This window comes from Kitasatospora papulosa, assembly GCF_000717245.1.
GTDB lineage: Bacteria > Actinomycetota > Actinomycetes > Streptomycetales > Streptomycetaceae > Streptomyces > Streptomyces papulosus.
In genome coordinates, this window is the sequence record NZ_JNYQ01000012.1 from 189,510 (window position 1) to 202,317 (window position 12,808).

Below are 12,808 nucleotides of genomic sequence, written 5' to 3' on the forward strand. Positions count from 1 at the left end.
CATGGTGCACGTACTGAGCAGCAGGGTATTGCTGACGCCCCGCGATCCGGAGGTCTCCCGTGACTTCTACGGGCGAACGCTCGGACTGTCCGTCTACCGGGAGTTCGGCACGGGCCCCGAACGCGGAACGGTGTACTTCGTCGGCGGGGGCTTCCTCGAGGTGTCGGGGCGCTCGGACGCACCGCCGACCGAGACCCTGAGGCTCTGGATGCAGGTGGACGACTGTGCGGCGGCGCACGAGGAGGTGGCCGCCCGTGGAGCACACGTCCTCCGTCCGCCGGTCCAGGAGCCCTGGGGGCTGATCGAGATGTGGATCGCCGACCCCGACGGGCACCGCATCGTGCTGACCGAGGTTCCCGCGCGACACCCGCTCCGCTACCGCCCCTGAGGGACGGGATACTTCTGTCCGGCGAGAGCCGTGAGCGCGACACGGGCCGCCCGGGCGATCAGCGCGTCCTGCGGCTTCGCTCCGCGGGTGGCCCGACGGGACAGTACGGCGATGGTGATCGGCGCGGAGTGAGGTGGCCACACGACCGCGATGTCGTTGCGGGTTCCGTAGCCGCCCGTACCGGTCTTGTCGCCCACGGGCCAGCCGGCGGGGGTTCCCCCGCGGATGAGGGCGTCTCCCGTGGTGTTCCGCCTGAGCCAGTCGGTCAGAACGGCCCGCTTCTCATCGCCGAGGACGTCGCCGAGCGCGTACGCGCGCAGATCGGTGGCCAGGGCCCGAGGCGTGCTGGTGTCCCGGGGGTCACCGGGTGCCGCCTCACTGAGATCGGTCTCGTAGCGGTCGCAGCGGGTGGTCCGGTCACCGAGGGCGAGGAGCGCGTCCTGGAGGCGACGGGGCCCACCGATCTCGCGGAAGAGGAGATTCGCCGCGGTGTTGTCGCTGTGGCGGACGGCGGCGTCGCACAGGGCGCGCAGGGTCATGCCCGCCTCGACGTGCCGCTCGGACACCGGGGAGTTGGCGACGAGGTCGCCGGGCCCGTACCGCACGCGCCGTTCGAGCTGCTGAAGCGTGTGCATGCCCAGCACAGTGCCCGCCAGCAGGGCCTTGCAGGTGGAGGCGTAGGCGAAGCGTTCGTCGGGGCGGTGGGTGACGGACGCGCCGGTCCCGGTGTCGATCGCGTACACCCCCAGCCTGGCCCCGAACCTCTTCTCCAGCCCCTGGAACGCGCGCCCCGGACGGTGTCCTGACCCTCCGGGCGTCGAGGGGACGGCGGGAGGCGCGGCAGCCGGAGTGGTCGGGTCGCAACCGGCGACAGGGAGGGCGACGAGGCCGGCGAGGGTGCGGAGCGCGGTACGGCGGGGGAGAGGCGTGGGCACGGTGGCGGTGGCTTCCTTGCTCCGTGGGACGGCGCGCGGCGACAGCCGGTCCACCCGCAGCACGGGGAACGCGGGGGGACCCGGCAGGTGGCCGGCAGTGTTCTGGCTGACCAGCGTAGGGCGGGAGCCTCCTGTGACCGTGGACCTGACGCGCGGGCCGCGTCGCGCGGGGCGGACCGTGCTCCCTGCGGGGCCCCGAACGCCTTCCCGGATGATTCCGAGTGGGTTTGCCGGTGGGGCATGATGAGGCCATGCGCGCGCGACCTGTACTGATCTACGACGGAGACCGTGCTTTCTGCACCTCTTCCGTGCGCTTCGCCGAGCGGCGTCTCCGGCCGCGCTGCGAGATCTCCCCCTGGCAGTTCGCGGACCTGGACGCCCTCGGCGTCACCCGGGAGCGGGCGGAGTACGAGGTCCTGTGGGTCACACCGGCCGGAGTGGTGCACGGGGGTGTCCAGGCTGTCGCCAGGCTGCTCCAGGACGCCGGCCGAGGCTGGTACGTGCCGGGAGTGCTGCTCACCCTTCCTCCGCTCCGCTGGATCGCGCACGGTGTCTACCGGCTCGTCGCCAGTCATCGCGAGCGGATGCCGGGTGGAACGCCTGCCTGCGCGCTTCCCGCGGACCGTCGGTCGGGTGCGCGGGAGCCCTCGGGACCCGTCGAGTGACGAGGGCGGGGTGCCGGGCACGCGGCGACAGCTGGGCGCATGCGAAGGCGCCTGTCCTGCGGGCGCCTTGGACGCCTGTGGCCTCTGCGGCGGTCACCGCATGCTGTGCCGCGTGCGCTTCGGCTGCCGCCCTGCGTGTGAGGTCCGCCGGCGAGGCCGCACGCACGGACGTGCGGGGCGTGTGGATCCGTCGCCGGCGGGCGTAGTCGTCCTGCCCGGCCCGCCGTCCCGTGAAGGGGCGCCTGCCGGGCTCCCGGTCAGAGCTGGAACTCGGCGGGGGAGAGCCCCAGTGCGGTGCACGCCTCTCGGAGGATCATGTGCTCGGCCTGCGAGAAGTCGCCGTCGGCCCCGGCGACGACGATTCCCGTCTGGATCACGGCCCTGGCCTCGGCCGGCTTCTTGGCCGTCTTGGCGATCTCCTGGAGCGCGTCCGCCTTGCCCTGCTGGAAGTTGCGGGTCAACTGGTCCACGTGCTTGTTGAAGCGCTGTCGCAACTGCTCCGACGGGAAGTTCTGCAGGACTTCGTTGCCCAGGATCAGGGACTCCACGTGCTGGCGCTCGGCAGGGTCCACGTGTCCGTCGGCCGCTGCGACCAGTGCGCACATCGCCATGCTTGCGTCGCGGTAGGCGCCGCTCTTCAGCTCCGTCTTGAGGGATGCGAGCTGTGACTTCAGCGTGCTGACCAGCTGGGCGCGTGAGCCACCACCCGATCCCTGCCCGGTGCTCCGTCCTGCTGCCTGCCCACGTGCCCCCTGGGTCTGCTGCAGCGTCCTGGCCTGATCCTTGAGTCGGTCCCACACTGCCATCGAGGTCACCTCGGTCTTCGTCTGGATGTCGGTCGCGAGCCCGTTCGCTCATCCAGCCAACGGCCGATCATGGGTAAAGGTTCCGCAAAGTCGCCCGGTTCCTCGGTCGCGGTCACTTCGCCCCCTCCTCTCTCCCCGAAGGGTGGTGGCACGGCCTCTCGAGAAAAATTTCCATCGCCCGCAGGAGCCCGACCGGCCAGGATCCCGCGAGGAGACTGCTCCCACGGTGATCGTCCCGTACCTCTACGTGCATGCGGTGCAACCATCCACGCCGTTCGAGGGTCACATCAAGCAGGAGCAAACAGCTCTCAGGGATACAAGGGGGAAATATGAGAACTGCGCGTAATGTCGCGGCTGTCGGGGCGGCCACCGCTCTGCTCGTGGGTGGCACGGCCGCGTTCGGTGCGTCGGCATCCGCCGCGCCCAACGTCACACCGCAGGGTGTCTGCGGCAAGGCGTACAAGACCGTCAACTCGGTTCCGGTCGGCTCGCTGGGCACCGTCTACCTGACGTACAACTCCTCCAACGGCCTGAACTGCGTCGCCACCATCCGGACCAACCCGGGGTCGGCCAAGCCCATGTCCGCGTACATCTACGTCCCGGCCACCGACGAGTGGGCCGGGGACGACGGGAGCTTCACGTCGTACGCCGGACCGGGTTACGTCTACGGCAAGGGCTACTGCGTGAGCTGGGGCGGAAGCATCTCCAACGTCTACGTGTCGGTGGAGAACTCCAACTGCGCCTCCCTCAAGGAGCGGCGGACCACCGAGATCCGCTGATCCCGTGTCCCGGGCCGTCGCGAGGGCGCGGGCTCAGTTCCGGCAGTGAGGGAATCCGTGCCCGGGGGCAGCGGCGGGCCGGGCAGAACATGTGCCCGGCCCGCCGTCGTCCGTCCGGCGCGGCGCACGGACGACCGGACCCGCCGACGCCCCGGGCGGGTGGCCGGTGGGCCGGAGCCGACCGACAATGGCAGGCGGTAGCCGACCACGAGCTCGCGCCGGGGCTCCTCACGCGGGAGAGGGGTGCGGAGTGAACGTACGGCCCCGATGCGTGCGGCACCGGCCCTGGGCGCCGCCGACCCCACCCGCGGCGATCGCGGTCCGGCTCAGGGGCGCCGCGTGAGCGCCGAGGCCGGGAGGGCGGCGATCCTGCGGAGGTCCCTCCGGGTGACCGTCGCGGCGAGCGTCGGCTTCTACCCGCTGCTGTACGTCGCCGACCTACCGGCCGCGGCGCTCTACGCGCTGTTCGCACCCATCGCCATCGGCCTTCTCTCGGCCATCCCCGGGTCGGGCCGACGGCAGGCCTTCGTGGTGTTGCGCGCGCTGCCTCCCGCACTGGGCCTGGCTGCCCTGGGGACGTTTCTGGCGGTGGACACCTGGTCCGCGACCGGAGGCATGCTCGTCATCGGATTCCTCCTGGCGTTCGCCGCTGTGGCCGGCCCGCGACCGGCCGGTGCCGCGCCCGGGCTTCAGCTCTTCTACATCCTCGCCTGCTTCCCGCCCTACGCGCCGGACGCCCTGGGCGAGCGACTCACAGGACTCGCCGCGGGCATGCTGTTGCTCGCCGCCTCACACGCCCTGCTGCCCGACCCGCCTGTTCCCTCCTACCGCAAGCGGCTGGCGGCCGCGCTCGCGACGGCGGCCCGCGGAGTCACCACCGGTGAGGTGACTCCGCAGGACCTGCGCGACACAGGTGCGAGGATGCGGCTCTCCCGTGTCCCGCCCTCGGAACGCCCCGCGGGTGCGGGACGGACGGACCGCGCACTGGAACAGGGAGGCCGCGCCGTACGCCGCCTCCTCGACCAGCTCGCCGCTCTCCCGGAGTGGCCGTCGCCGGCCCCCGACCACGCGTCCGACACCCTGCTCGGCCGGGTCGCGGTGGTGTGCGACACCTGCGCGGACTCCTTGGTCACGGGGCGCCGCCCGCCTGCGCCGGGCGCCCTGGAACAGGCCATGCGGAACTTCCAGTCGGAACGCGTCCGCACGTCTCCCGGACCGGTCGCCCCCGCGCGACCCGCTCCCGAGCCGCCCACCGCCGGGGCGAACGGACGGACGCCCTCCCTCGCCGTGCTCCGCAGGCAGTCGCGCGTACTCGCGCTGGCCGAGTCCGCGCGGATCGTGGAGGTCACCGTCGACATCGCCGCGAACGGCCGGCCGGCGGACCCGCCCGCCCCTCGCGAGCTGTTCTGGTACGCGGAACTCTCCACCCCGAAGCTCTGGGCCCGTCGTGTCCTCGGCAACGCGACGCTCCGCTCCGTGCTCTTCCAGAACGCCGTGCGGACCGCTCTCGGTCTCGCGGCCTCCCGGCTGGTGGCCGGCTCCCTCGACCTGGACCACGGGTTCTGGGTACTGCTGGCCGTGCTGACCCTCGGGCGGACGACCGTCGGAGCGACCTGGCGGGCGGCACGCCGGGCGCTGGCCGGGAACGCCGTCGGAGCGCTGGTCGCGGGCGCACTCCTGATCGGCCTCGGGGCCCACACGGACGCCTACGCGATCCTGCTCGCCCCCGCGATGCTGGTGGGATTCTCGCTCGGACCGATGCTGGGCACCGCCTACACACAAGGGCTGTTCACCCTTGTGGTGGCAACGGCGTTCGCCCAGCTCGCGCCGGTCACCTGGCGGCTGTCGGAGGCCCGGATGGTCGACGTGGCCACCGGCAGTGTGATCGGCCTCCTGTGCGGACTCCTGGCCTGGCCCGCCGGGGCCGGGCGAGAGGTCCGCCGTGCCATGGCGGAACTGCTGCGCACCTGCGGCGGGCTGGTGCCGCCGACCGCGGAGGCACTGCTGACCCCGTCGCCCGGATCGCGGTCCTCGCCGCGGACACTGCCCAGCCTGCACCGGCTTCGCCTCGCGGAGGCGGCCTACGCCCAGTACCGGAGCGAGTCGGGAACCGCCTCGAAGGACGCCGAACCGGACTGGCACGCGGTGCTGATCGCTGCACAGCACATGCTCCTGGGCGCGCACCGGCTGCCCCGCTTCGGCCTCCGCCCCGAGATCGGGCCTCCGAACCCCTCCGCGAGCCGGGCCCGCACCACCGCGGCCGGTCTGCGCGCCGACGCCGACCGGATCGCCTCCTTGCTCACAGGCGGTCACCCGGTCTCCGAGCCGAACACGCCGCCGGAACCGGAGGGCTACTCACCGGCATCCCTCTCCGTCGACCTCGAGGTGTGGATGACCAGCCTCGGCCGACAGCTCGCCCACGTCGAGGCATCGGTGACGCGGCGGCCCGCTCCCGACAGGGCGGCCTGAGCGCGCCTCGCCCGCCTCGCCCGTCCGAGGTGCCATCGTTGGGCGCCCACTGACACCCCGGACGAAGGCGAAGGCCCAGGCCCGGGAGCTGACACACCCGCCGGACGCACGCCGAGGGCGGCGGAGCGCACGGCGGCCGAGCGGACCGAGGTGACCACCATGGCGGACGAGAGCATCCAGTACCCGGGCCTCATCGTCCCGGCCGGGCATGTCGAACCCGTGCCGCGCCGCGTCCGGGCCACGATCGGCGGAAGCACCGTGTTCGACACCCGGCGCGCCCTGTACGTGTGGGAGTGGCCCCCCTACCCCCAGTTCAGCATTCCGGTCGAGGACCTGGCCGAGGGTGTGCTCACCGACGACGGCCGCACGGAGGAACGCGGTGCCGGGCCCGCGCGGCGCCACACCCTGACGGTCGGCTCCGAGGTCCGCGAGGGAGCGGCATGGGTGTGGACGGACGGCGCCCCGTCCGCTCTGCTCGGCACCGTCCGTTTCGAGTGGGAGGCACTGGAGTCCTGGTTCGAGGAGGACGAACCGGTCTTCGTCCACCCGAGGAGCCCGTACTCCCGCGTGGACGCGCTCCGCTCCTCCAGCAGCATCCGTGTGGAGCTGGACGGCGCCGTCCTCGCGGAAGCGCCCGGCTGCGTCAAACTGTTCGAGACCGGCCTCCCGACCCGCTACTACCTCGACCTCACGCACGTCGACCGGGCACGGCTGCGCCGCTCGGACACGGTGACCCGCTGCCCGTACAAGGGCACCACGAGCAGCTACTGGTCGTTCGACGGCGACGCCACCCACGAGGACATCGCCTGGGCCTACGACTTCCCGACGGTCCACGTCGACCGCATCGCCGGCCTCGTCGCGTTCTACAACGAGCGGGTGGATCTCCACGTCGACGGCACAAAGCTCCCGAGGCCGGCCGGTCGGGCATGACCGCGCCCCGGGAACTCCGCGGCCGCACACGGCAGTCGGCCGGATCTCAGAGACCGGTGACCTTGGAGCTCGCCGAGACCTCGTAGACCAGGGTGACCGTGCGGCGGCCGTCGGGTGGGAGGGCGACATCCCAGCGGGCGATGCCCTCGGCGTCGACCACGTCGGGCTCGGGGACGCACGAGTCCTTCCGCAGACGTACGTCCACGGCCGAGACCTCGGAGACCGGGAGCCGCTCCCGCAGGGTGACCACACGGTCCCCCTGCTCGCCCGGGGGTGAGAACCGGGACAGGTGCAGCTGGACTTTGCGGGTGAGGACGGTCCGCTGGGTGAGTACGGCCGTCTCCCGTGTCTCCGATGCCCGTCTGACCACCCGGTGGTCGTCGCGGCTGCCGAAGGCGAGCTCGCAGGGAGCACCGGGGGCCGAGAAGTCCAGCGTGCCGCGGCCGACGAATCCGCTGTCGCGGACGAGGTCGACCGGTCCGGCGAGCAGCGCGTGGCCGGCCCGGTTGTCGAACCGCGCCACCTGGGTGACCAGCGGGGACAGCTCCGGAGAACAGGCGTACTCGCTGCGCGCTTCCGTGGTGAAGCGGGACAGCGGCACGCGGTGCGCGCGGCCGTCACCGGGCAGGGAGACCCGCGCGGGGGAGCGCAGCACCCGTGCCTCGCCGCCGTCGTCCACCCCCGGCAGGCCGACCACGGACGTCGCGCCGAGGGTGTGCGTCTCCTCCTCGCGCAGTTCGACACCGACCGTGCGCCGCTCGGCGGCGGAGCGGTCCGTGAGGGTCAGCCGGTCCTCCCCGAGGGACGGCGGTTCGGTGGCGAGCGCCGAGCGCGCCGTGGACAAGGTCAGCCGTACGTCCGGCCAGTCCTCGCCGGTGCGCTGCCAGACCATCGCGTCGGTCTCCAGCGTCAGGGAGTCACCGACGAGCACGGCGCGGTAGGCGGGGCGCCACAGGGCGCACGGGGTGAGGTGGCTCAGGCGCAGCTCGACGGGACCGGCGGCGGCCGTCTCCACGGTCAGTTCGATGTGGCCGACGAGTGCGGCGGGCTCCTCCTCGGTCAGCCGCATCGCACGCTCGGCCTCTCCGTGTTCGTCGTGGACGGCGGCCAGCCGGGCTTCCACGACGCGCAGTTGCTCGCCGCAGGAGGCACGCTCCTCGTCGGTCCGGTCCAGTTCACGGGACCAGCGCGCGCTGTCCGTGTCTCCGGCGCCGGCGCCCTCGCCGATCTCGCGGAGCAGGTCGGCGGCGAGCGCGTCCAGCAGGTGCCGGCGCGCGTCGAGTCGCTCGCGCCGCTGTTCCAGGTCGAGTTGCTCCCGTACGAGGGCGTGCACCCGCAGACGCGGAGCGGAGTCGTCCTCGGGGTGCGGCACGGGTCCGCGCGGCGTCCAGTTGCGTGTCATCCGGACGTCGAGCACGGTGGCGGAGTGGCCGGCGGACAGTTCGGCGTGGAGCGTCCGGTCGACGGCCAGGGCACTGACCGGTCCGAGACGCAGCCGCTGCACCCCTGCTGCCAGGTCGAGTACGACGACACGCTCGACGTGGGCCCGGTCCTCCAGGCAGGTCACCGCCGTGACGGGCAGGGCGATCGGATTCGTGTGCGTGGCCATGGCGTGTGTCAGCTCCTGCGGTTGCCGCCGACGACGGTCCTGTTGGCCGGTATGCGGATCTCGTAGCCGCCGTCGAGCTCGGTGGTACCGCCGGCGGGGATGTCGACCCGCCAGACGCGGGTGCCCGCGGCGGGGTGATCCTGCACGGACCCGCCCTCGGGCTCCGTCCAGTCGGCCCGCTCCTCGATCCTGACGTCCGGGTCGGCAGTGACGGGCACCCGCTCGCGCACCTCGACGGTGACGGGACCGGCGAGGCGGTTGGCGAGCTCCACATGGACGCGATGGTCGAGCACGGTGGTGCTGCCGCGCAGTCCCGAGGCCGACTCGTGCAGGTTGGTGCGGCGGCTGACCTGGATGCCCTCGACCGGTCCGAGTCCGACCCGGCGCGCACCCCCGGGTGCGAGCGTGGGCAGCGCGGCGGTCAGCAGGAAGTCGTCGTCGACCGTGACCTCCACCGGGCCGGCGAGAAGGGCCTGGTCCGAGGAGTTGGAGAGCGTCAGGGACGCGTAGACGGTCTGTTCCACGGACGGTGTGCAGAGGTAGTCGGTGTGTGTGCCGACGGATGTCTCGCCGATGGTGACGGTGTGCCAGGTGCCGTCCGACGGGATGTCGGTGCGGGCGGCGGTGTCGAAGCGGTGGTCGAAGGAGCCCGCCGATTCGCGTGGTCTCACCGCGTGGCCGGGCAGCGGCAGCCCGGCCACCGATTCGGCGCGGTGGCGGTGCTCGGGCGCTACCGGGTCCGGGAGGGCGCCGGGGAACAGCCTGCCCCTGCGGTCGCCCCGCTCGTCGGGACCGCACAGCACCAGCGCGGCGTAGTCGAGCTCGGCGCCGCTCGGCTGCGGCGGGCCGGCCGGCGGTGCCGCTGACGGCAGGGGCGGAGCACCGCCGGGAGCAGCGGGGACGGGAGCTCCGGAGGGCATGCCCGCTGGACGGTACGGCTCGGCCTTACGCGCCCTGGCGGCGGGTGCCGGGGCAGGTACGTCACCGCCGAAGCGCTCCGGGAAGGCGCCCGTGCGGCCGGCTGCCGCGAGCGGGGCCGGAGGCCCTCCGTAGGCCTGCGGCGCGGGCGGTGGCGGCGGAACGGGCGGGGGCACGGAGGGAACCACCGGCTGGGCGGCCGGTGCCGGGCGGCCGGGCGCCGTGTCGTATCCGGTGAAGAGGTCGGAGAGGCCCGCCGGGGGCTCGCGCCAGCCCGCGGGTGCGGGAGCCGGCTGGCTGCGCCCGATCCGGATCGAACGGAGCTTCGGCAGGCCGGTGGCGCGCCGCAGGTCCGCCGTGGCCAGGCCCAGGGACACGTCGGTCCAGTCCTCACCGGTGCGCTGGGCCACCGAGGCGCGAAGCACCAGACGGCCGGTGCTGTCCCCCTGACGGTAGGTGAGACGGTAGGCGGGCGCCCAGACGGCCCCCGGCACCCCGTACTCGAGTTCCAGCTCGACCTCGGCATCCGGCTCGCCGGGACCGCGGACGTCGAAGGTCAGGAGGGCCGAGACGGTGGTCCCCACATGAGCCGACGGTATGTCGGTCGAGGCGCGGGCGAGCCTGTCCACGGCGATGCCGAGCTCGTGGCCGGTGACGCGCAGCGTGTCCTCCAGCTCGACGAGGCGGGCGTGCAGCCGGGTGAGCCGCTCGTCCACGAAGCCGGCGAGCTCCAGCCACGCATCCACCGGAGTGCGGCGGACGGCGTCCTCGGGCGGACGGGGCGGCGGGACGGGGTGCAGTGACCTGACCTCCTCGATCAGGCTCAGCTGGTGGTCCCGGCGCCCCTGCGCCGCGGCGTGTTCGTCCCGCAGCCGCGCGACCTCTTCGCTCAGACCGTCCGTCGCCGTGCCGAGCGGCTCCGCTTCGAACTCGACGCGGGCCTCGCTGACGTGTACACCGCGGGCTTCCGGGACCCGGGCCCGCAGCGAGGACGGATCCAGCGAGCGGGGCAGGCCCGTCACCCGCACCCTGCCGTCGGGCGGGACGACGCCCCGGGCCAGCCGGCGGCAGACCGCGCCCTGCTCGTACACCACCACGGAATCGAGGTGTGACCCCCAGCGCCGCGCTGCTTCGACCGTCATGTCCTTCGCCCCCGTTCGCGCCGGCCCGAGTGTACGCCCGGCCCGTCCCCTGCGCGTCAGACCCCGGGACCGCTACCGCCGCCCAGGGCCCAGGCCTCGATGTCGCGGTAGTGGATCGGCCCGGCGCTGCGGCCGAAGTTGCTGCCCACCAGGTGCAGACGCTCGGCCGGCCACCGCCGGCCGTCGAACCCGGCCACCCCCTCGGCGATCTCCGCCATCGAGGACCGGTCGCCCCGCCGGGCACGGGCCAGCGTCAGATGGGGGCGCAGGGGCCGGTCCTCGAAGGCGACACCGCAGCCCTTGACCGCCGTACGCACGTCGGCGGCGAGCATGTGCAGTTCGTCGAGGTCGCCGTCCACGCCGGTCCACAGCACCCGGTCGTCGAAGGTTCCGCTGCCCCGCAGTGCCAGACGGGGCGGCCGGTGCGCGGACGCGAGGCGGGCGAGCGGGGGACGCAGGAGCGGGACGGTCGCGGTCGGGATCTCGCCCAGGAACGCCAGCGTGATGTGCCAGTCCTCGATGCGGTTCCACCGCACGTGAGGATGCGTGTCGTAGGCGGGGCGCAGCTCCCGGGCCAGCTCGTCCTTCGCCCGGTCGGGCGGGGCGAGGGCGACGAACACGCGAACGGTCGCGGGCGGGGTCTCTTCGTTCACACCCGACTTCGTACCCCATGCCGGTGGCGGGCGGTGGACCGGGTCGGCCCCGGAGACGCTCGCGGTCCGAGGAGGCAGCCCCGTGACGAGGCCGAGGGGGTGCCTCCCCGGATCCACGTGGTCAGTTCGGATTGTCGCCGTGGGTCAGCGTCTCCCAGGCCACGAAGAGGTTGTTGCTGCCGGCCGGGCGGTTCTGCTCGGTCAGCCTCTGGGTGTTGGTCATCGGGATGCCGAGACGGTGGTGCAGGGCGTTGTAGCCGACCTCGGTGACGGGCCCGAGCCCCAGGTTCAGGGAGCCGCCGCACAGCCAGCTCGGGACGGTCTCGCCCAGCTGGTACCTCGACTGGAAGCCGAGTGCCTGCCGCAGGCGCTCGCCTACGTCCGTGCCGTAGAGGTCCTGGCCCTGGATACGGCTGGTCTCGGCGATGTGGGCGATGGCCGAGATCCCGTACCCGGTGTGGGTGAGGTCGCGGCAGGTCTCCTGGGTCAGCCCGGTGACGAAGGTGGACTGCCCCTGCCAGTAGCCGACGATCTTCGCGGTGGTGTCGAGGTTCTGGCTCGGCACGGTCCGGGGCAGGGCCCCGTCGGAGGCGAGGTAGACGTATGCGGCCGTGCGTGTCCGGAACGTCGCCATCGCCTTGTCGTACGACGCCTTGTCCTCGAGGAAGACGGAGATGCCGACGGCGGCCTCCGTCATCGACAGCTCCCAGTTCCCGTTGGAGTGGGAGCCGTTGATGACCTTGGGCAGGTAGACGTCGCGCAGCATGGTGGCGAAGCGACCGGATCCGGCCCACGTGCCGGTGTACGTGTGCTTGATGATCTCGGCCGCCTTGGGCCAGGACGAACCGGCCCATCCGGTCTGCAGCGGCGCGTTGCTGTTGGTGTGGCTCTTGATCACCGCCGACCAGGCGTCCATCAGCTCGATCGACTTCTTCGCGTACCGGTCGTCGCGGGTGAGGTACCAGGCGAGTGCGTTGGTGTACGCGGCTATCGCGTCCTCACGCTCGTCCGTGCAGCCGTAGTTCGGGTTGGAGTAGGAGCCGCACTCGACGGTCGCGCGGGGCTTGGCGGTGCGGTTCGGGTCGGCGTACCTGCTCGCCATCATCTGGTCGAACGCGCCCTTCCAGGGCTGCGCTCCCGCGTCGACCTTGCCGCGGGTGAAGTCCAGTTGTCCCTTGGAGACGGTGACGCCGGGGTGGGCGAAGACGGCGGGTGCGGCCTCGGCGCGGGGCGCGGCGGGCAGGGAGAGGAGGCCGGCCACCAGGGCGGCGGTCGCGGCGGCCGCGGAGACCAGCAGCGCCGGGCGGCGTCGCTTGCGGTGGAAGGCGGAAGTGTCAGGCATGTGGGGGGCCATCCGTTCGTGTATATGAACGATGCACTGGATGTTGAACATGCGCGCTGATCGGTGACCATAGGTACGGACCAGGGGTCAGTCAAGGGCCTGCGACGGAATAGCGACTCAACTCCTGTTCACGGATGAGAACTTGCAGCGAGGTGCCACGCGCCTGTTCGCG

Annotated in this window: 11 protein-coding genes; 5 read left to right on the forward strand and 6 right to left on the reverse strand. The window is 72.7% G+C overall.

Annotated elements, in window-relative coordinates:
* Position 1: 1 nt before the first annotated feature.
* Positions 2-388 (forward strand): VOC family protein, encoded by a 387-nt coding sequence (locus IA22_RS0126560; protein ID WP_015580147.1) that lies wholly within the window; start codon positions 2-4, stop codon positions 386-388.
* On the opposite strand, the gene bla is transcribed toward IA22_RS0126560, so the two are convergent.
* The gene (gene bla / locus IA22_RS0126565) at positions 376-1,323 is read right to left on the reverse strand and encodes a class A beta-lactamase (RefSeq protein WP_063828354.1); all 948 of its coding nucleotides are present in this window, start codon (positions 1,321-1,323) and stop codon (positions 376-378) included. The genes IA22_RS0126560 and bla overlap by 13 nt on opposite strands.
* Positions 1,324-1,574: 251 nt before the next feature.
* Between bla and IA22_RS0126570 the strand changes: the two genes are divergently transcribed.
* Positions 1,575-1,988, forward strand: a complete 414-nt coding sequence (locus IA22_RS0126570) for a thiol-disulfide oxidoreductase DCC family protein (RefSeq protein WP_030125073.1) — start codon at positions 1,575-1,577, stop codon at positions 1,986-1,988.
* Between the two features lie 257 nt (positions 1,989-2,245).
* On the opposite strand, the gene IA22_RS0126575 is transcribed toward IA22_RS0126570, so the two are convergent.
* Positions 2,246-2,794 (reverse strand): tellurite resistance TerB family protein, encoded by a 549-nt coding sequence (locus tag IA22_RS0126575; RefSeq protein ID WP_030125074.1) that lies wholly within the window; start codon positions 2,792-2,794, stop codon positions 2,246-2,248.
* A 329-nt stretch (positions 2,795-3,123) separates the two neighbouring features.
* Between IA22_RS0126575 and IA22_RS0126580 the strand changes: the two genes are divergently transcribed.
* The 3 genes from IA22_RS0126580 to IA22_RS0126590 all read left to right on the forward strand — a co-directional run bounded on the left by IA22_RS0126580 (position 3,124) and on the right by IA22_RS0126590 (position 6,972).
* A complete protein-coding gene (locus tag IA22_RS0126580) occupies positions 3,124-3,573 on the forward strand; it encodes a hypothetical protein (protein WP_014152336.1) in 450 nt (149 codons plus the stop codon).
* Positions 3,574-3,912: 339 nt separating this feature from the next.
* Positions 3,913-6,042, forward strand: coding sequence for an FUSC family protein (locus IA22_RS0126585; RefSeq protein ID WP_030125075.1), 2,130 nt, complete (start codon positions 3,913-3,915; stop codon positions 6,040-6,042).
* 159 nt (positions 6,043-6,201) lie between these two features.
* Positions 6,202-6,972, forward strand: coding sequence for a DUF427 domain-containing protein (locus tag IA22_RS0126590; protein WP_030125076.1), 771 nt, complete (start codon positions 6,202-6,204; stop codon positions 6,970-6,972).
* Positions 6,973-7,018: 46 nt separating this feature from the next.
* Here the strand turns inward: IA22_RS0126590 and IA22_RS0126595 are convergent, their stop codons facing one another.
* The 4 genes from IA22_RS0126595 to IA22_RS0126610 all read right to left on the reverse strand — a co-directional run bounded on the left by IA22_RS0126595 (position 7,019) and on the right by IA22_RS0126610 (position 12,636).
* Entirely contained in the window at positions 7,019-8,581 is a 1,563-nt protein-coding gene (locus tag IA22_RS0126595) for a mucoidy inhibitor MuiA family protein (RefSeq protein ID WP_030125077.1), read from the reverse strand.
* 8 nt (positions 8,582-8,589) lie between these two features.
* The gene (locus IA22_RS0126600) at positions 8,590-10,641 is read right to left on the reverse strand and encodes a DUF4139 domain-containing protein (protein WP_051694845.1); all 2,052 of its coding nucleotides are present in this window, start codon (positions 10,639-10,641) and stop codon (positions 8,590-8,592) included.
* A gap of 56 nt (positions 10,642-10,697) precedes the next feature.
* The gene (gene thpR, locus IA22_RS0126605) at positions 10,698-11,294 is read right to left on the reverse strand and encodes an RNA 2',3'-cyclic phosphodiesterase (protein ID WP_030125079.1); all 597 of its coding nucleotides are present in this window, start codon (positions 11,292-11,294) and stop codon (positions 10,698-10,700) included.
* Between the two features lie 121 nt (positions 11,295-11,415).
* A complete protein-coding gene (locus IA22_RS0126610; RefSeq protein WP_030125080.1) occupies positions 11,416-12,636 on the reverse strand; it encodes an alginate lyase family protein in 1,221 nt (406 codons plus the stop codon).
* Between the last annotated feature and the right edge of the window lie 172 nt (positions 12,637-12,808).